15 protein-coding genes and 1 tRNA gene are annotated in these 17,089 nt (G+C 60.9%); 8 read left to right on the top strand and 8 right to left on the bottom strand.

Annotated elements, in window-relative coordinates:
- Nucleotides 1–49 precede the first annotated feature (49 nt).
- The 4 genes from gpmI to QK296_RS03810 all read left to right on the top strand — a co-directional run bounded on the left by gpmI (nt 50) and on the right by QK296_RS03810 (nt 5,189).
- Entirely contained in the window at nt 50–1,576 is a 1,527-nt protein-coding gene (gpmI, locus tag QK296_RS03825; RefSeq protein WP_003187794.1) for a 2,3-bisphosphoglycerate-independent phosphoglycerate mutase, read from the top strand.
- 197 nt (nt 1,577–1,773) lie between these two features.
- Nucleotides 1,774–3,069, top strand: a complete 1,296-nt coding sequence (locus QK296_RS03820) for a murein hydrolase activator EnvC (protein WP_003187792.1) — start codon at nt 1,774–1,776, stop codon at nt 3,067–3,069.
- Between the two features lie 30 nt (nt 3,070–3,099).
- On the top strand, nt 3,100–4,413 hold the full coding sequence (locus tag QK296_RS03815) for a S41 family peptidase (RefSeq protein WP_003187790.1): 1,314 nt from the start codon (nt 3,100–3,102) through the stop codon (nt 4,411–4,413).
- 2 nt (nt 4,414–4,415) lie between these two features.
- Nucleotides 4,416–5,189 carry a divergent polysaccharide deacetylase family protein gene (locus QK296_RS03810; protein WP_003187789.1) on the top strand — a complete coding sequence of 258 codons (774 nt, stop codon included), beginning with the start codon at nt 4,416–4,418 and terminating at the stop codon, nt 5,187–5,189.
- Nucleotides 5,190–5,294: 105 nt separating this feature from the next.
- Here QK296_RS03810 and QK296_RS03805 read toward each other — a convergent pair whose 3' ends face one another.
- The 7 genes from QK296_RS03805 to QK296_RS03775 all read right to left on the bottom strand — a co-directional run bounded on the left by QK296_RS03805 (nt 5,295) and on the right by QK296_RS03775 (nt 11,131).
- A complete protein-coding gene (locus QK296_RS03805) occupies nt 5,295–6,050 on the bottom strand; it encodes an ABC transporter substrate-binding protein (RefSeq protein ID WP_120247895.1) in 756 nt (251 codons plus the stop codon).
- Nucleotides 6,051–6,116: 66 nt separating this feature from the next.
- The gene (hisF, locus tag QK296_RS03800; RefSeq protein ID WP_003187786.1) at nt 6,117–6,887 is read right to left on the bottom strand and encodes an imidazole glycerol phosphate synthase subunit HisF; all 771 of its coding nucleotides are present in this window, start codon (nt 6,885–6,887) and stop codon (nt 6,117–6,119) included.
- Between the two features lie 9 nt (nt 6,888–6,896).
- On the bottom strand, nt 6,897–7,634 hold the full coding sequence (gene hisA, locus QK296_RS03795; RefSeq protein ID WP_003187784.1) for a 1-(5-phosphoribosyl)-5-[(5-phosphoribosylamino)methylideneamino]imidazole-4-carboxamide isomerase: 738 nt from the start codon (nt 7,632–7,634) through the stop codon (nt 6,897–6,899).
- A 39-nt stretch (nt 7,635–7,673) separates the two neighbouring features.
- Complete coding sequence (locus QK296_RS03790; RefSeq protein ID WP_032900357.1) at nt 7,674–7,931, bottom strand: DUF2164 domain-containing protein; 258 nt, start codon at nt 7,929–7,931, stop codon at nt 7,674–7,676.
- Nucleotides 7,932–8,570, bottom strand: a complete 639-nt coding sequence (hisH, locus tag QK296_RS03785; protein ID WP_003187782.1) for an imidazole glycerol phosphate synthase subunit HisH — start codon at nt 8,568–8,570, stop codon at nt 7,932–7,934.
- Nucleotides 8,570–9,166, bottom strand: a complete 597-nt coding sequence (gene hisB / locus QK296_RS03780) for an imidazoleglycerol-phosphate dehydratase HisB (RefSeq protein WP_003187781.1) — start codon at nt 9,164–9,166, stop codon at nt 8,570–8,572. The genes hisH and hisB overlap by 1 nt, the downstream gene beginning before the upstream one ends.
- 303 nt (nt 9,167–9,469) lie before the next feature.
- Nucleotides 9,470–11,131 carry an OFA family MFS transporter gene (locus tag QK296_RS03775; protein ID WP_137204940.1) on the bottom strand — a complete coding sequence of 554 codons (1,662 nt, stop codon included), beginning with the start codon at nt 11,129–11,131 and terminating at the stop codon, nt 9,470–9,472.
- Nucleotides 11,132–11,457: 326 nt separating this feature from the next.
- Here QK296_RS03775 and QK296_RS03770 point away from each other — a divergent pair, with 326 nt between their 5' ends.
- From QK296_RS03770 to QK296_RS03755, 4 genes are all read left to right on the top strand, one after another.
- Nucleotides 11,458–13,674: an AsmA family protein gene (locus tag QK296_RS03770; protein WP_094774382.1), complete on the top strand. Its 2,217-nt coding sequence runs from the start codon at nt 11,458–11,460 to the stop codon at nt 13,672–13,674.
- A complete protein-coding gene (gene mutY / locus QK296_RS03765) occupies nt 13,671–14,738 on the top strand; it encodes an A/G-specific adenine glycosylase (RefSeq protein WP_094774383.1) in 1,068 nt (355 codons plus the stop codon). Before QK296_RS03770 ends, mutY begins: the two co-directional genes overlap by 4 nt.
- Nucleotides 14,735–15,007 carry an oxidative damage protection protein gene (locus QK296_RS03760; protein WP_003187776.1) on the top strand — a complete coding sequence of 91 codons (273 nt, stop codon included), beginning with the start codon at nt 14,735–14,737 and terminating at the stop codon, nt 15,005–15,007. Before mutY ends, QK296_RS03760 begins: the two co-directional genes overlap by 4 nt.
- A gap of 103 nt (nt 15,008–15,110) precedes the next feature.
- Nucleotides 15,111–15,186: transfer RNA gene (locus tag QK296_RS03755), tRNA-Phe, on the top strand.
- 128 nt (nt 15,187–15,314) lie between these two features.
- On the opposite strand, the gene QK296_RS03750 is transcribed toward QK296_RS03755, so the two are convergent.
- Nucleotides 15,315–17,042 (bottom strand): FAD/NAD(P)-binding protein, encoded by a 1,728-nt coding sequence (locus tag QK296_RS03750; protein ID WP_282390615.1) that lies wholly within the window; start codon nt 17,040–17,042, stop codon nt 15,315–15,317.
- Nucleotides 17,043–17,089: the final 47 nt, after the last annotated feature.

Below are 17,089 nucleotides of genomic sequence, written 5' to 3'. Positions count from 1 at the left end.
GCCACTCCCTTTTCAATTGTCTTCCTTTATTAACGCCGCGAGAGGATCTATGACTACCACGCCTAAACCTTTGGTCCTGATAATTCTCGATGGCTTCGGACACAGTGAAAGCCACCACGACAACGCGGTTTACTCGGCCAACAAGCCAGTACTGGACCGTCTGACCGCCACGGTGCCTAACGGCCTGATCTCAGGTTCCGGCATGGACGTGGGCTTGCCGGACGGCCAGATGGGCAACTCGGAAGTCGGCCACATGAACCTCGGCGCCGGACGAGTGGTGTACCAGGACTTCACCCGTGTCACCAAAGCGATCCGCGATGGCGAGTTCTTCGAGAACCCGACCATCTGCGCGGCGGTTGATAAAGCCGTTGCCGCCGGCAAGGCCGTACACTTCATGGGCCTGTTGTCGGACGGCGGTGTACACAGCCACCAGGATCACCTGGTCGCTATGGCCGAACTGGCGTTCAAGCGCGGCGCTGACAAAATCTACCTGCACGCCTTCCTCGACGGCCGCGACACGCCGCCCAAAAGCGCGCAATCCTCTATCGAACTGCTGGACGCCACCTTCGCCGCTCTGGGCAAGGGCCGTATCGCCAGCCTGGTGGGCCGCTACTTCGCCATGGACCGCGACAACCGTTGGGACCGAGTCTCTCAAGCCTACAACCTGATCGTCGACGGCCAGGCCGAATTCAACGCGGCCACCGCCCAGGAAGGTCTGGAAGCAGCCTACGCCCGTGGCGAGAGCGATGAGTTCGTCAAGGCCACCACCATCGGCGAGCCGGTGAAGGTCGAAGACGGCGACGCCGTGGTGTTCATGAACTTCCGCGCCGACCGTGCCCGTGAGCTGAGCCATGTGTTTGTCGATGAAGGCTTCAAGGACTTCGAACGCGCGCGCCAGCCGAAGGTCGAGTTCGTCATGCTCACCCAATACGCCGCCAACATCCCGGCCCCTTCGGCGTTCGCGCCGGGCAGCCTGGAGAACGTGCTGGGCGACTACCTGGCCAAGAACGGCAAGACCCAGCTGCGCATCGCCGAAACCGAGAAATACGCCCACGTGACGTTCTTCTTCTCCGGTGGCCGCGAAGAGCCGTTCCCCGGCGAAGAGCGCATTCTGATCCCGTCACCAAAAGTCGCGACCTACGACTTGCAGCCGGAAATGAGCGCGCCGGAAGTCACCGACAAGATCGTCGATGCCATTGATAACCAGCGTTATGACGTGATCGTGGTCAACTACGCCAACGGCGACATGGTTGGCCACAGCGGCAACCTGGAAGCGGCGGTCAAGGCAGTTGAATGCCTGGACTTGTGCGTTGGCCGCATTGTCGACGCGCTGGAAAAAGTCGGCGGCGAAGCGCTGATCACCGCCGACCATGGCAACTGCGAACAGATGTCCGACGAATCCACCGGCCAGGCGCACACCGCCCACACCACCGAGCCGGTGCCGTTCATCTATGTTGGCAAACGTGACCTGAAAGTGCGTGAAGGTGGCGTGCTGGCGGATGTGGCGCCGACCATGCTCAAGCTGATGGGGCTGGAGCAGCCGAAGGAGATGACCGGCACCTCGATCCTGGTCTGATCCAAAGTACGCCACAAACCAATGTGGGAGCGGGCTTGCCCGCTCCCACATTGGTTTGTGGCGCTTTGAGAGATATCTTTTTGCCATACCAGCACCACTCGGCACCTATCTTGCCCACCAGCCCCAATTGGGCGTTTTTTTTGCAGCGCTTGGCGGGCATACTAGGCCGTCCTTTTCCCCTGGTGTCGCCCGCCTCTATGCTTCGCGCCTTGATAACCCTTGCTCTTGTCTGCCTGCTCCAACCGGCGTTTGCCGATGAGCGCGCACAAACCCAACAACAGTTGGACGCTACGCGTCAGGACATTACCGAGCTGAAAAAGCTGCTCGGCAAGCTCCAGGAAGAAAAATCCGGGGTGCAGAAAGACCTGCGCGGCACGGAAACCGAAATGGGCAAGCTGGAGAAGCAGGTCCAGGAGCTGCAAAAAGAACTAAAGAAGAGCGAGTCGGAACTGGAGCGACTCGACGCTGAGAAAAAAAAACTCCAGAGCGCACGCGTTGAACAGCAACGTCTGATCGCGATCCAGGCCCGTGCCGCGTACCAGAGCGGCCGCCAGGAGTACCTCAAGCTGCTGCTCAACCAGCAGAATCCGGAAAAATTCGCCCGTACCCTCACCTATTACGATTACCTGAGCCAGGCGCGCCTGGCGCAATTGAAGGGGTTTAACGAAACCCTGCGTCAATTGGCCAATGTCGAACAGGAAATCGCCGACCAGCAATCCCAGCTACTCGACCAGAAAACCGCCCTCGACACCCAGCGCGACCAGCTCGATAAAGTACGCAAGGAACGCCAGCAGGCCCTGGCCAAGCTCAACAGCGACGTAAAAGCCCGCGACGCCAAGCTCCAGGCCCGCGAGCAGGACCAGGCCGACCTGGCCAAAGTCCTCAAGACCATCGAAGAAACCCTGGCCCGCCAGGCACGCGAGGCCGAAGAAGCGCGGCAAAAAGCGCTGATCGCCCAGCAGGAAGCCGAAAAAAAGCGTCAGCGTGAGGCCGAACTGGCTGCCACCACCGACGCTCCGGCCCCGCGCAAACCCGCGCGCGCAGCCCCTGGCCCGCTGGTTTCCAGCAGTGGCGAGTCGTTCGGCGGCCCTTTTGCTTCAGCACGCGGCAAACTTCCATGGCCGGTTGATGGTCGATTACTGGCACGCTTTGGGGAAACCCGTGGCGATGACACCCGCGCCAAGTGGGATGGCGTGATGATCAGCGCCTCTGCCGGCAGCCAGGTCCACGCCGTGCATGGTGGCCGCGTGGTGTTTGCCGATTGGTTGCGGGGCGCCGGCTTGCTGGTGATTCTTGACCACGGTAATGGCTATTTGAGCCTTTACGGCCACAATCAGACATTACTCAAGTCGGCAGGTGATGTTGTAAAAGCCGGTGAATCCATCTCCACTGTCGGTAACAGTGGTGGCCAGGACACCCCGGCGCTGTACTTCGCTATTCGTCAGCAGGGCCGCCCGAGCGACCCTGCACAATGGTGCCGGTCCCAAGGATAGGGTCGCATCTACATTAGGAGTTCGTTCGACATGCTGCATTTGTCCCGCCTCACTTCGCTGGCCCTGACGATCGCCCTGGTGATCGGCGCGCCTCTGGCTTTTGCCGACCAGGCCGCACCGGCTGCACCCGCCACGGCTGCGACGACCAAGGCGCCATTGCCGCTGGACGAGCTGCGTACCTTTGCCGAGGTTATGGACCGGATCAAGGCAGCGTATGTCGAACCCGTAGACGACAAGGCCCTGCTGGAAAATGCCATCAAGGGCATGCTCAGCAACCTCGACCCGCACTCCGCCTACCTGGGCCCGGAAGATTTCGCCGAGTTGCAGGAAAGCACCAGCGGTGAGTTCGGCGGCCTTGGCATCGAAGTGGGCTCCGAAGACGGCCAGATCAAAGTGGTCTCGCCTATCGACGACACCCCGGCGTCCAAGGCCGGTATCCAGGCCGGCGACCTGATCGTGAAGATCAACGGCCAGCCAACCCGCGGCCAGACCATGACCGAAGCCGTCGACAAGATGCGCGGCAAGCTCGGCCAGAAGATCACCCTGACCCTGGTACGCGACGGCGGCAACCCGTTTGACGTGACCCTGGCCCGCGCGACCATCACGGTCAAAAGCGTGAAAAGCCAGCTGCTGGAGTCGGGCTACGGTTATATCCGTATCACCCAGTTCCAGGTCAAGACCGGCGACGAAGTGGCCAAGGCCCTGGCCAAACTGCGCAAAGACAACGGCAAGAAGCTCAACGGCATCGTGCTTGACCTGCGCAACAACCCAGGCGGCGTGTTGCAGTCGGCGGTCGAGGTGGTCGACCACTTCGTCACCAAGGGCCTGATCGTCTACACCAAGGGCCGTATCGCCAACTCCGAGTTGCGCTTCTCGGCCACCGGCAACGACCTCAGCGAGAACGTGCCACTGGCGGTATTGATCAACGGTGGCAGCGCCTCGGCTTCGGAAATCGTCGCCGGTGCCCTGCAAGACCTCAAGCGCGGCGTGCTGATGGGCACCACCAGCTTCGGCAAAGGCTCGGTGCAGACCGTATTGCCGCTGAACAACGAGCGTGCGCTGAAGATCACCACGGCGCTGTACTACACGCCCAACGGCCGCTCGATCCAGGCCCAGGGCATCGTGCCGGACATCGAAGTACGCCGCGCCAAGATCACCAACGAGATCGACGGCGAATACTACAAAGAGGCCGACCTGCAAGGTCACCTGGGCAATGGCAACGGCGGTGCCGACCAGCCAACCGGCAGCCGCGCCAAGGCCAAGCCGATGCCGCAGGACGATGACTACCAACTGGCCCAGGCACTCAGCCTGCTCAAGGGCTTGAGCATCACCCGCAGCCGTTGATCATGCGCCTTGCCCTGATCCTCGCTGTGCTGTGCAGCCTGGCAGGGGTCGCTCAAGCGGCCCCTGCCGGCGAACCGCACAAAGCCTACCTGACACTGATCATCGACGACCTGGGGCAAAACCTGCCTCGGGATCGCCGCGTGCTCGCGCTACCCGGCCCGGTGACCGCCGCCATCATGCCGGACACGCCCCACGCCGCCGAATTCGCCCGTGAGGCCCATAAGGCTGGCAAGATCGTGATCCTGCACATGCCCATGGACCCGGCCACCGGCCCATTCGCCTGGCACCCTGAGCTGTCGATCGAAGAACTGGGCAAGCGCCTGGACGCCGCGTTCGACGCAGTGCCCTACACCGCCGGCATCAACAACCACATGGGCAGCCGCATGACCGCACAACCGGCGGCGATGGCTTGGCTGATGGGTGAGTTGCAACGGCGCCACAAGTTCTTCGTCGACAGCCGCACCAGCGCGCAGACCGTTGCCGCCGCCGAGGCGCAGAAGATCGGTTTGGCCCATGTGTCGCGGGATGTATTTCTCGACGACGAACGCACCGAAGCGGCGATTACCACGCAGTTGCAAACCGCGATCAAACTGGCGCACAAGCAGGGCTCGGCGGTGATGATCGGGCACCCTTACCCGCAGACCCTGGCGGTGCTGGAGCGCGAATTGCCCAAGCTCAAGGCGCAAGGCGTGGAGTGGATCGATATCAAATTGATGATCAGCGTGCGCAGTAACCGGGCGATGGCCGGGCATGGCAAGAACGGCATCTACCGCTGACGCCCCCCCCTGTAGGAGCGAGCTCGCTCGCGAAAAACTTGAGACCGCCGCGTACCCCCTGGATACCCGCGTCATCGTTGACGTCCTTCGCGAGCAAGCTCGCTCCTACAGGTAGTTGGCCATGATCTGGTCGATAAGGCCTTCTTCACGCAACTGGTCCAGCGCGGACTGAAGCTTGGCCACCACCTCATCCGGCACGTCCTTGTTCAACGCCAGGTAAAGCTGCGCACTGTTGAAGCGCAATACTGTCTTGAGCCCGTTCACACCCACTTGCCGCGCCAGGTAACGTCCTGCAGGATCGCCAGTGGCCCACAGGTCGATCTGGCCCTCCATGAGCTTTTGCGCATTGTCCTGGTCACGCAAGGCAACAATCGGCTTGAGCCCCTGCTTGTCCAGGCTTTCGGCAATGGCGTCGCCTTTGTAGGCGCCGATCCTGTAGCGGCGCGCCTGCTCAAGGTTTTCCAGTTGGATCTTGCTGTCGGCCTTGGCCAATAGCACCCAATCGTCCGGGCCGATGGGGCCGACCCATTTGAACAAGGCTTCACGGTCTGGCAACCGCGCCATCACAAACACGCCGTAACCCGGCTTTTCCAGGGCGAGTTTGTAGATTCGCTCCCAAGGGAAACGCAGGGTCAGGTTGTAGGAAATGCCGGCACGTTTGAAGGTTTCGCGCATGATGTCTACGGCGATGCCTTCGATGTTCTCGTCCTTTGCGAAGTTCTTGCCGTTTTTCGCCATGTTGTAGGGCGGGAAATTTTCTGTCAGCAACACCAGGGAGGCGTCAGACGGTTGTTCGGCGTGTGCCGTAGCCACCATGAGCATGGAGGAACTGGCGAGGGCGAGCAGCAGGTGTTTGAACATGAAGGCTACCGGAATCCATGGCAAGCGCAGAGAGTGCCGCGAGCCTGCCATGGTGTCCAGCAGCGTTTAGCGCACGACGATACCGCGTGCGGCCATATAGGCCTTGGCCTCGGGCACGGTGTATTCGCCAAAGTGGAAAATACTCGCCGCCAGCACCGCGCTGGCGTGGCCTTCCAGTACACCATCGGCCAGGTGTTGCAGGTTGCCGACGCCACCCGATGCGATCACCGGAATGCCCAGGGCATCGCTGATGGCGCGGGTAACGCCCAGGTCGAAGCCGTTTTTCATGCCGTCCTGGTCCATGCTGGTCAGCAGGATTTCACCGGCGCCCAGGCCTTCCATCTTCATCGCCCACTCCACCGCGTCCAGCCCGGTAGGCTTGCGCCCGCCGTGGGTGAAGATCTCCCAGCGCGGGGTTTCGCCCGGGCCGGATACCTTCTTGGCGTCGATAGCCACCACGATGCATTGCGAGCCGAAGTGCTGCGCGGCTTCGCCGACAAACTCGGGGTTGAATACGGCGGCGGTGTTGATCGAGACCTTGTCTGCACCGGCATTGAGCAGGTTGCGGATGTCTTGCACGGTGCGCACGCCACCGCCCACGGTCAGTGGGATAAACACCTGGCTGGCCATGCGCTCGACGGTATGCAGCGTGGTGTCGCGGCCATCGACGCTGGCGGTGATGTCGAGAAAGGTAATCTCGTCGGCACCTTGCTCATCGTAGCGACGGGCAATTTCCACCGGGTCGCCGGCATCACGGATGTTCTCGAACTTGACGCCCTTGACCACACGACCGTTGTCGACGTCCAGGCAAGGGATGATGCGTTTGGCCAGCGCCATGGTCAGTCCTCAGCCGTTGTAGGCGTCGCAGTAAGCCTGAGCTTCGGCGACGTCCAGAGTGCCTTCATAGATCGCACGGCCGGTGATGGCGCCGATAATGCCGGGAGCCTTGGCGTCCAGCAGCGACTTGATGTCACCCAGGTTATGAATGCCGCCGGAAGCGATCACCGGAATCTTGGTGGCCGCTGCCAGGGCTGCGGTGAAGGGTACGTTGCAGCCCTGCATCATGCCGTCTTTGGCGATGTCGGTATAAACAATGGCAGACACGCCGTCGGCTTCGAACTGCTTGGCCAGGTCGATCACCTGCACTGTGCTGATTTCAGCCCAGCCGTCGGTAGCGACGAAGCCATCTTTGGCATCCAGGCCTACGATCACTTTGCCCGGGAAAGCGCGGCAGGCTTCGGCGACGAAGGCTGGATCTTTCACGGCCTTGGTGCCGATGATCACGTAGCTCACGCCCGCTTTGACGTAGTGCTCGATGGTTTCCAGGGAGCGGATACCGCCGCCGATCTGGATCGGCAGGTTCGGGTAGCGCTTGGCGATGGCAGTAACCACCTCGCCGTTGACCGGCTGGCCTTCGAAGGCGCCGTTCAGGTCCACCAGATGCAGACGACGGCAGCCCCCTTCTACCCATTTGGCAGCCATGCTCACCGGGTCATCGGAGAACACGGTGGAATCTTCCATGCGGCCTTGGCGCAGGCGTACACAAGCGCCGTCCTTGAGATCGATAGCGGGGATAATCAGCATCTGGCAAACCTTATTCGATATTCAGCAATGCTTGGGAAATCAGGGTTTCTCAAGCGACCACAAGTCGCTTTCGATGCTTTCGAACCTTTCTTTAAGGAGCGTCTGCGTGTCGAAAATCGCCCTGTTGTAATAATGCGGCGCCACTTCGGTGGTAAACAGCTCAAGAATCTCGGCGACCTCGAACGAGCCCAGCTTGAGCTCGAAGCGGTCCTCCATGAATCGCTTGATCTTGTCAGTAGCCTCACGCTCCTGCTCGGGCGCGAGGTTCAAGATCGGCTGCTTCGGTTTCCTGGCCATTTACCAGCGACCATCCCACGCGGCGAAGTTCTGCAGCAATTGCAGGCCATGGGTATGGCTCTTCTCCGGGTGAAACTGCACGGCAAAGCGCGAACCATCGGCCAGCGCGGCGGCAAAGTCGACGCCGTAATGCCCGCCACCCACCACCTGGCGCGGGTTACCGGCGGCGATGTAGTAGCTGTGCACGAAGTAGAAACGCGCCATGTCCGGGATGTCGTGCCACAGCGGGTGGTCGACGGTGCGGCGCACTTCGTTCCAGCCCATGTGCGGGACTTTGAGGTGCTCGCCCTCTTCATGCAGGTCTTTGCCGAAGAACTTCACCTGGCCCGGAAACAGGCCGATGCAGTCGACTCCGCCGTTCTCTTCACTGCTGTCGAGCAAGGCTTGCATGCCCACGCAGATGCCGAGGAACGGGCGGTCCTGGCTGACTTCGCGCACCAGGCTGTCAAAACCCAGGCGGCGGATCTCGGCCATGCAATCGCGAATCGCGCCAACACCGGGGAACACCACGCGGTCGGCTTCGCGAATCACGTTGGCATCGCTGGTGATCAGCACCTTGCCGGCACCTACATGCTCAAGGGCCTTGGCCACCGAGTGCAGGTTACCCATGCCGTAATCGATAACCGCGACCGTCTGCATTACAGGACGCCCTTGGTCGACGGCATTTGCCCGCCCATGCGCTCATCGACTTCCACAGCCATGCGCAGTGCGCGGCCGAAAGCCTTGAACACGGTTTCGATCTGGTGGTGAGTGTTGGTGCCGCGCAGGTTGTCGATGTGCAGGCTGACCAGTGCGTGGTTAACGAAACCTTGGAAGAATTCCTGGAACAGGTCGACGTCAAAGCCACGGCCCACGTTCGCGCGGGTGTAAGGCACGTGCATCTGCAAACCCGGGCGACCGGAGAAGTCGATGACCACACGGGACAGCGCTTCGTCCAGCGGGACATAGGCATGGCCGTAGCGACGGATGCCTTTTTTGTCGCCGATGGCCTTGGCAAACGCCTGGCCGAGGGTAATGCCCACGTCTTCCACCATGTGGTGGTCGTCGATGTGCAGGTCGCCTTTGCCGACGATATCCAGGTCGATCAGCCCGTGACGGGCGATCTGGTCCAGCATGTGCTCAAGAAAAGGGACACCGATATCAAATCGGGCCTTTCCGGTGCCATCCAGGTTGATCGAGGCTTTGATCTGGGTTTCCAGAGTGTCGCGCTCGACAGATGCCTTACGTTCGGCCATCACCAGCTCCGCAAAATCATTGGGCGAAAAAGGCAGCCATTATAGGGGCGCGGGCGCTAAACAGAAACAACGAAGGGGATAAGACTGACGAGTTAATCTCGGCGCCCCAGCATGGTGCGCGCGATCATTCCCACGCTCCGCGTGGGAATGCCGCCAGGAACGCTCCGCGTTCCGATCACACCGCAGGGCCCAAGCCCTGCGCAGAGGGTGACGCAGAGCGTCACGGGATGCATTCCCACGCGGGAGCGTGGGAACGATCAGCGCGGGAGCGTGGGAACGATCAGCCAACGATCAGCCACGGTATCAGTGGAACAGTACTGCGGTCTTCTGCAGGGTCACCCACACACCCCACGCCAACGGAATACCCACTACCAGCCACGCGGCAATCGCCAGCGGCTTGCTGGCGGCGGAGGCCTTCCACTCCAGCACGGTGCTGGCATCGGCACCTTTGTCATGGCCCAGCGCCTGTTCGGCGGCAAGTTCCGCGTCGGTCATGAAGTACTTGTCGGCCACCGGGCGCACCAGCAGGTTGCAGATAAAGCCCAGCACCAGCAGGCCGGCGAGGATGTACAAGGTGATGTCGTAGGCCGCGGCGCGTTCAACGCCGATGCTCAACTGGTATTCACGCAGGTAGTTCACCAGCACCGGGCCCAGTACGCCCGCCGCAGCCCAGGCGGTCAGCAGGCGACCGTGGATCGCGCCGACCATCTGGGTCCCGAACAAGTCGGCCAGGTAAGCCGGGACCGTGGCAAAACCACCGCCGTACATCGACAGGATGATGCAGAACGCGGCCACAAACAGCGCCACGTTGCCCAGATGCCCCAGGTTCGGGATCAGCGCATACAGGGCAAAGCCCAGGGCGAAGAACACGAAGTAGGTGTTTTTACGCCCCAGGTAGTCAGAGAACGAGGCCCAGAAGAACCGACCACCGATGTTGAACAAGCTCAACAGGCCGGTAAAACCAGCGGCAATGGCTGCAATGGAGGCCAGTTGACCAGCATCCAGTTGACCAAATGGCACATCAACACCCAGCAACTTGCCGCCGAACACTTCCTGCAGCAGCGGCGAGGCCATGCCCAGGATGCCGATACCGGCCGACACGTTCAGGCACAGCACCAGCCATACCAGGCGGAACTGTGGGGTTTTCCACGCAACATTCACATGCACATGGCGGTGAGTGATCATCGCATTGCTGGCTTTCTTCGCTGGCGCGGTCCAGCCCTCAGGCTTCCAGCCGGTCGGGGGTACGCGATACAGCAGTGCGCCACCGATCATGAACACGAAGTAAATCGCCGCCATGACCACAAAGCTCTGCCATACACCGACGCTGGTCGGTGAAGAGAAATGGCCCATCAGCGCCGCGGCCAAAGGTGCACCCACCATCGCGCCGCCGCCAAAACCCATGATCGCCATGCCGGTGGCCATGCCACGCTTGTCCGGGAACCACTTGATCAAGGTCGAAACGGGCGAGATATAGCCCAGGCCCAGGCCAATACCGCCAATGACCCCGGAGCCGATCCACATCAGCCAGATCTGGTGGGTATAGATACCCAGGGCCGAGATCAGCAGGCCACCACACCAGCACAGCGCCGAGACAACCCCGGCCTTGCGCGGCCCGGCGTGTTCCAGCCAGCCGCCCCAGATCGCTGCGGAGCAGCCCAGGAAGATGAAGAACAGGGTGTAGATCCAGCCCAGCATGGAGATGGGCCAGTCGCATTGAGACGAAAAGACTTGAGCGATAAAGCCCATGTCCGGTGCGCAAACCACCGGCGCAGTGATACCCAGCGCCTTGGACAACGGCAGCCAGAACACCGAGAAGCCGTAGGCCATGCCGATGCACAGGTGAATGGCCAGGGCGGCCGGTGGAACCAGCCAGCGGTTGAAGCCCGGCTTGGCGATGATGCGCTCCTTGGACAGGAACGCAGGCTGTGCGGCGTCAGTGCCGGCCACAGTGCTAGTGCTCATTGGTGTTTCCCCCAGTTATTGGTATGCGTCCGTCAGGCGCTCTCTCCCTCGGCCTTGCACGCAAAGCGTGGCCGTTTTGTTGAGTGAAACTCCCTTTTAGGCGCGACCTTAAGTCGCAGAAGGCGGACGAACGTGCAGAGATTAGCACCAGTGGATGACAGAAAAATCAAACTGCCACTACCTTTTTTGGATTGTCTGTATTTTTCTGACGTCAAAATCCCATTTCCACGCCGGTGGATACAATGTAACGATCCGTGAACTGACGCCGGCCTTCGGGCGTTATACTCTGCGGCTAAATTTTGAAATCGACATACAAGGACTCGCCCATGAAAGCGTTCGGCAAAATCCTGGGTCTGGTACTTCTCGGGCTGTTGCTGATCATTGTGGCGCTCGGCTTTGCCCTGACCCACCTTTTCGATCCCAACGACTACAAAGAAGAAATTCGCCAGATAGCCCGCGACAAGGCCCACATCGAGCTGACGCTCAATGGCGATATCGGCTGGAGCCTGTTCCCCTGGCTGGGCCTGGAGCTTCACGAAGCCAGCGTCGCGACCCTGACCGCACCGACTCAACCGTTTGCCGACTTGCAGATGCTCGGCCTGTCGGTGCGCGTGCTGCCACTGCTGCGCCGCGAAGTGCAGATGAGCGATGTGCGTGTCGAAGGCCTGAACCTGCGCCTGAACCGCGATAAGCAGGGCCATGGCAACTGGGAAGACATCGGCAAGAACCTGCCCGACGAAACCACAGGCACCCCCGCTCCCGCGCCGGTCGAACCCGTGGCTGAAACCAAGCCGGAAAAACCGCCGCAACCGATCCGCCTGGATATCGACAGCCTGACCATCAACAATGCCCGCGTCGAATACACCGATGAACAGACCGGCAAGCAGCTTAGTGCCGAGAGCATCCAGCTGAGTGCCGGTGCTATCCACGAAGGCGCCAGCATCCCGCTGAAACTCACGGCCTTCCTGGGCAGCAACCAGCCGCTGATGCGGGTCAAGACTGAGCTGAACGGCAACTTGCGCATCCAGCGTGCGCTCAAGCGTTATCAGTTCGAAGACATGCGCTTGAGTGGCGAGGCCACTGGTGAGCCGTTGCAGGGCAAGACGGTGAGTTTCTCCACCCAGGGCCAATTGCTGGTGGACCTGGCGGCCAACGTCGCCGAATGGACCAACCTGAAACTGGCGGCCAACCAACTGCGCGCCTTGGGCGAACTGAAGGCCAATGACCTGGACAAGACCCCGCAGATCAGCGGCGCCCTGTCGGTCGCCCAGTTTGACCTGGCCAAGTTTCTTGAGAGCATCGGCCACCCACTGCCTGCCATGGCCCCCGGTAGCCTGAGCAAGGTCGAGCTGGTGAGCCGCCTCAAGGGCACGCCCACCAGCGTCGCCCTGGAAGACCTGAACCTGAAGCTCGATGGCAGCACCTTCACCGGCCGCGTCGCCGTGGATGATTTCGCCAAGCAGTCACTGCGTGTGCAGCTCAAGGGCGATACTTTCAATGCCGACAATTACCTGCCGGCCAAATCCGAAGCTGCCAAAGGTGCAACCGCCGCACGCCAGGCCGAAGTACAGAGCAGCGAAGCCGGCGCCATGGCGGCAGGCGGCAACACGCCATTGCCGGAGGCGCCGACCAAAGGTGCCTGGAGCAACGACAAACTGCTGCCGCTGACGCGCCTGCGCAGCCTGGACGTGAATGCAGACCTGGCCTTTGGCGAGCTGACCCTGAGCCAACTGCCCATTCAGAACGCGGTGCTCAAAGCTTCCGGCATCGACGGGCAACTCAAGCTCGACACTCTCAGCGGCGGTCTCTACAACGGCACGTTCCAGGCTAACGGCACACTTGACGTACGCCAGGACACACCCGTGCTGGCCCTGCAAAGCCACATCAAGCAGGTGCCTGTTGAACGCATCCTGCAGGCCCAAGGGAAAACCCCGCCGGTCAAAGGCCAGCTCACCCTCGACAGCAACCTCAGCGGCCGCGGCAATAGCCAGAAAGCCCTGATCGAGAGCCTCAACGGTACCGCCAGCCTCGTGATCAACAACGGCGTGTTGCTCAATGCCAACATCGAGCAGCAGCTGTGTACCGGAATCGCCCTGCTCAACCGCAAGACCCTGAGCACCACCCCAGGCGGCAAGGACACGCCCTTCCAGGAACTGCGCGGCAACCTCACGTTCCGTAACGGCGTGGCCAGCAACCCCGACCTGAAAGTGCGTATCCCGGGCCTCACGCTCAACGGCAACGGTGATGTGGATTTGCGCGTGCTGGGCATGGACTACCGCGTGGGCATCATCGTCGAAGGCGACAAGCGCGACATGCCGGACCCGGCCTGCCAGGTCGGCGCCAACTTCCAGGGCATTGAAGTGCCGCTGCGCTGCCGTGGCCCGCTTGAGCTGGGCGCCAAGGCCTGCCGCCTGGACAAGGACGGCCTGGGCCAGGTCGCCCTCAAGGCGGCCGGCAATCGCCTTAACGAGAAGCTGGAAGAGAAGCTCGACAAGGTTAACCCCAAGCTCAAAGACGCATTGAAAGGCCTGTTCAACCGATGAGAAACGAGCAGTTTTCACAAGCGGTACTGGACTGGTACGACCGCCATGGCCGCCACGACCTGCCTTGGCAACAGGGCATCACCCCTTACCGGGTGTGGGTGTCGGAGATCATGCTGCAACAGACCCAGGTCAGCACCGTGCTCAACTACTTCGACCGCTTCATGGCGTCCTTGCCGACGGTCGAAGCCCTGGCCGCCGCACCGGAAGATGAAGTGCTGCACCTGTGGACGGGCCTGGGCTACTACACCCGGGCGCGCAACCTGCAAAAGACCGCGAAGATCGTGGTGGCCGAATACGGCGGCGAATTCCCCCGCGACGTGGAAAAGCTCACCGAGCTGCCGGGCATCGGCCTGTCCACCGCTGGCGCGATTGCCAGCCTGAGCATGGGCCTGCGCGCACCGATCCTCGACGGCAACGTCAAACGCGTGCTGGCGCGCTTTACCGCGCAAGAGGGTTACCCGGGCGAGCCCAAGGTGGCCAAGCAGCTGTGGGCCACTGCAGAGCGCTTTACGCCCCATACCCGCGTCAACGCCTACACCCAGGCCATGATGGACATGGGCGCCACCCTGTGCACCCGCAGCAAACCGAGTTGCCTGTTGTGTCCGCTGGAAAAAGGCTGCGAAGCCCACATGCTCGGGCTGGAGACGCGCTATCCGATCCCCAAGCCGCGCAAGACCATCCCGCAAAAGCGCACGCTGATGCCGATGCTGGCCAACGCCGAAGGCGCCATCCTGCTTTACCGTCGCCCGTCTACGGGCTTGTGGGGCGGCTTGTGGAGCTTGCCGGAGCTGGACGACCTGCAAGACCTGGATCACCTCGCCAACCAGCACGCGCTGGCGCTGGGCAAGCATCAGGAACTGCCGGGGCTGATCCACACCTTCAGCCACTTCCAGCTGGCCATCGAACCCTGGCTGGTCCAGGTCGAGGAAACCGCCCATCACGTGGCCGAGGCCGACTGGCTCTGGTATAACCTCGCCACCCCGCCGCGCCTGGGCCTTGCTGCCCCGGTGAAAAAACTGCTGAAGCGCGCGGCCGATGTATTGAACGCAGGAGTTTCGTCATGACCCGCACCATCATGTGCCGCAAGTACAAAGAAGAACTGCCAGCCCTGGAACGCCCTCCGTACCCAGGTGCCAAGGGCCAGGACATCTACGACCACGTCTCCGCCAAAGCCTGGGGCGACTGGTTGAAACACCAGACCCTGCTGATCAACGAAAAGCGTTTGAACATGATGAATGCCGAAGACCGTAAATACCTGGCCGGCGAAATGGACAAGTTCTTTTCCGGCGAGGAATACGCCCAGGCCGAAGGCTACGTCCCACCTGCTCAATAATTGATCAAAAACCGGGGTTGGCACGTAAGCGACGGTAATAATTAAATATTTTTTGAAAACTTGCTTGACGACCCCCTGAAAAACCCGTTTAATGCGCCCCGTTGCCCAGATAGCTCAGTCGGTAGAGCAGGGGATTGAAAATCCCCGTGTCGGCGGTTCGATTCCGTCTCTGGGCACCAAAATACCGAAAAACCCCAAGGAAGCAGTTCCTTGGGGTTTTTTATTGCCTGCGATTCAACCGGCTTCAGGTCCCGCAGCCGAAACGATCTGCGCGGGCTTGATTTAAATGGCCAAGCTCAAAGCGCCCTCAGACCAGCTGAGTCGTCGGCGATGCCAGCTCCCCTCGCACGGGTACCCCAAGCACGCTTGCGCTCCCCTGAGCAGCCTTCAGGCCGTAGCGTCTACTCTGCCTGGTGCTCGCCGAAGCGGAGGCCGTGCGACCTCTTCGAGTGACAGAGCGACGACGAGGTACTCGCGCCGAAGGCAACGCCGTGTGAGAGATGCTGCCTGACAATACGCTGAGCGCATCTTCAACCTGACGCCGGGCCAACCTGACATTGACGTCCATCGCATTCGTCCAGAAGTACGTGCCGGTGGCCAGGCTGCCAAGTACCGAGACATGCGGCCAGGCCTCACCGGCTGCACCCACCAACCTTCCTGTCTCGAAGTCCAACTCAAAGCCGCCGAACTCATTGGGCTTGGCCAACTTGCGACGGAGCAAATTCACCACGAGCGGCACGTCAGAGTGTTCCACCTGAACGGAGTACCCGGTGGCGTTAATGACATATTCACTTTCGATGACGGTACGAAATGCACTGCCACGGTCGTCAATGCGCGTCTCAAAGACCTTTGAAGCCTCGTTGTAAGTGACCTGGCTGACGCCGCCGAGCACCAGTATGCGGTCAGCCTTCAGCAACGCCTGCAACTTATGGGCGTTTTTGACCGGCACCGAGACGCGGTAAGAAGACCAGAGACTGCCGAATGTCGTCTGGAATACCTGCTTGTCGTCGCGGGACAGACGGTGCCAGACGTAGTCGATAATGGAGTTGGTCGAGTAAATGACCGACTGCCACAGGCGCTCGGCATTGTCTGCCTGCATGATCTCAGACGTTATGTAGTCCAACACACCGGCGCCCGAATTCAAGATGCGCTTCAAGTCCAAGGCGTCACCGGTAACCTCCTCGATCTCACGCAGCAACATCGTAAAGACGTCATGCAGCTTGAGCTGACCACCATTTGCATCACAGAAGTTATCGATGTGGGCCCGGGTCAGATGAGTCAGTGTATGAGGCCGATTAAAGGTACCGCGCACACTGGGCAGACGGCCGGTGCGCGATGCCATGACAATTTTCCCCTGGTGCCCGGCTTCTGTCAGTGAGAGCACAGTGTCAATGGCCGACAGCCCGGTCCCTAGCACACACACCGAAGCGTTGGCCGGTATGTTGCGCACCATGTCCCGGGTTGGGTATGGCGTGCGCACGAAGCCAGCCACGTCATTGAGCTGAGTAAACCGCGTCGATGGCAGGTTTCCCATGCTGAGGACAACCCGATCCGCCACGTAGGCCACGCCGCTCTCGGTATCAATGCAAGGGCGCTGGTCGGAGAGCGATATCAGGTCTGTGACCGTTGAAGTCACTGCCGTGACTTTAATGCCATGGGCGCGGGCCAAGGCCATCGTCTGCTCATACTGATGTGCCAGGTATCTGCCGAACAGGCTGCGCGGCAGGAAGGCGTGATCGTCGATGACTGTTTGTGGAAAATCTACCGCCTGATCTGCGCCATGCTGTTCCAGCCAGCGAATAAAATGCCGCTTGTCGCCTGCCACCGCAGACATGGCGTCGGCTCGCGTGTTGAGCAAGTTGCACTCAAAGTCGTCCTGGTACGCATAACCCGGCCCAGGTGTTTTCTGTGACTCAAAGATCAGCACATCCAAATGATGACTCAGCCCCTGACGAACAGCTTCATCAATGAGTTGCGTAAAATATGCAACGCCGACAGAACCACCGCCCACTATGGCAATTGTTATTTTTTTCATGGTGTTTTCCAAAACGCGTAGTGCGAAGAATGAAGAGCCATCAATGA

It is taken from the genome of Pseudomonas sp. AL10 (genome assembly GCF_029960685.1).
Lineage (GTDB): Bacteria > Pseudomonadota > Gammaproteobacteria > Pseudomonadales > Pseudomonadaceae > Aquipseudomonas > Aquipseudomonas lactis.
The sequence above is the reverse complement of the archived record's forward strand: the minus strand, read 5'-3'. Positions and strand labels throughout refer to the sequence as shown.

What these genes read in the sequence shown, in the direction of transcription:
- gpmI (WP_003187794.1), top strand. Translation starts at nt 50, where the DNA reads ATGACTACCACGCCTAAACCTTTGGTCCTGATAATTCTCGATGGCTTC.
- QK296_RS03820 (WP_003187792.1), top strand. Translation starts at nt 1,774, where the DNA reads ATGCTTCGCGCCTTGATAACCCTTGCTCTTGTCTGCCTGCTCCAACCG.
- QK296_RS03815 (WP_003187790.1), top strand. Translation starts at nt 3,100, where the DNA reads ATGCTGCATTTGTCCCGCCTCACTTCGCTGGCCCTGACGATCGCCCTG.
- QK296_RS03810 (WP_003187789.1), top strand. Translation starts at nt 4,416, where the DNA reads ATGCGCCTTGCCCTGATCCTCGCTGTGCTGTGCAGCCTGGCAGGGGTC.
- QK296_RS03805 (WP_120247895.1), bottom strand. Translation starts at nt 6,050, where the DNA reads ATGTTCAAACACCTGCTGCTCGCCCTCGCCAGTTCCTCCATGCTCATG.
- hisF (WP_003187786.1), bottom strand. Translation starts at nt 6,887, where the DNA reads ATGGCGCTGGCCAAACGCATCATCCCTTGCCTGGACGTCGACAACGGT.
- hisA (WP_003187784.1), bottom strand. Translation starts at nt 7,634, where the DNA reads ATGCTGATTATCCCCGCTATCGATCTCAAGGACGGCGCTTGTGTACGC.
- QK296_RS03790 (WP_032900357.1), bottom strand. Translation starts at nt 7,931, where the DNA reads ATGGCCAGGAAACCGAAGCAGCCGATCTTGAACCTCGCGCCCGAGCAG.
- hisH (WP_003187782.1), bottom strand. Translation starts at nt 8,570, where the DNA reads ATGCAGACGGTCGCGGTTATCGATTACGGCATGGGTAACCTGCACTCG.
- hisB (WP_003187781.1), bottom strand. Translation starts at nt 9,166, where the DNA reads ATGGCCGAACGTAAGGCATCTGTCGAGCGCGACACTCTGGAAACCCAG.
- QK296_RS03775 (WP_137204940.1), bottom strand. Translation starts at nt 11,131, where the DNA reads ATGAGCACTAGCACTGTGGCCGGCACTGACGCCGCACAGCCTGCGTTC.
- QK296_RS03770 (WP_094774382.1), top strand. Translation starts at nt 11,458, where the DNA reads ATGAAAGCGTTCGGCAAAATCCTGGGTCTGGTACTTCTCGGGCTGTTG.
- mutY (WP_094774383.1), top strand. Translation starts at nt 13,671, where the DNA reads ATGAGAAACGAGCAGTTTTCACAAGCGGTACTGGACTGGTACGACCGC.
- QK296_RS03760 (WP_003187776.1), top strand. Translation starts at nt 14,735, where the DNA reads ATGACCCGCACCATCATGTGCCGCAAGTACAAAGAAGAACTGCCAGCC.
- QK296_RS03750 (WP_282390615.1), bottom strand. Translation starts at nt 17,042, where the DNA reads ATGAAAAAAATAACAATTGCCATAGTGGGCGGTGGTTCTGTCGGCGTT.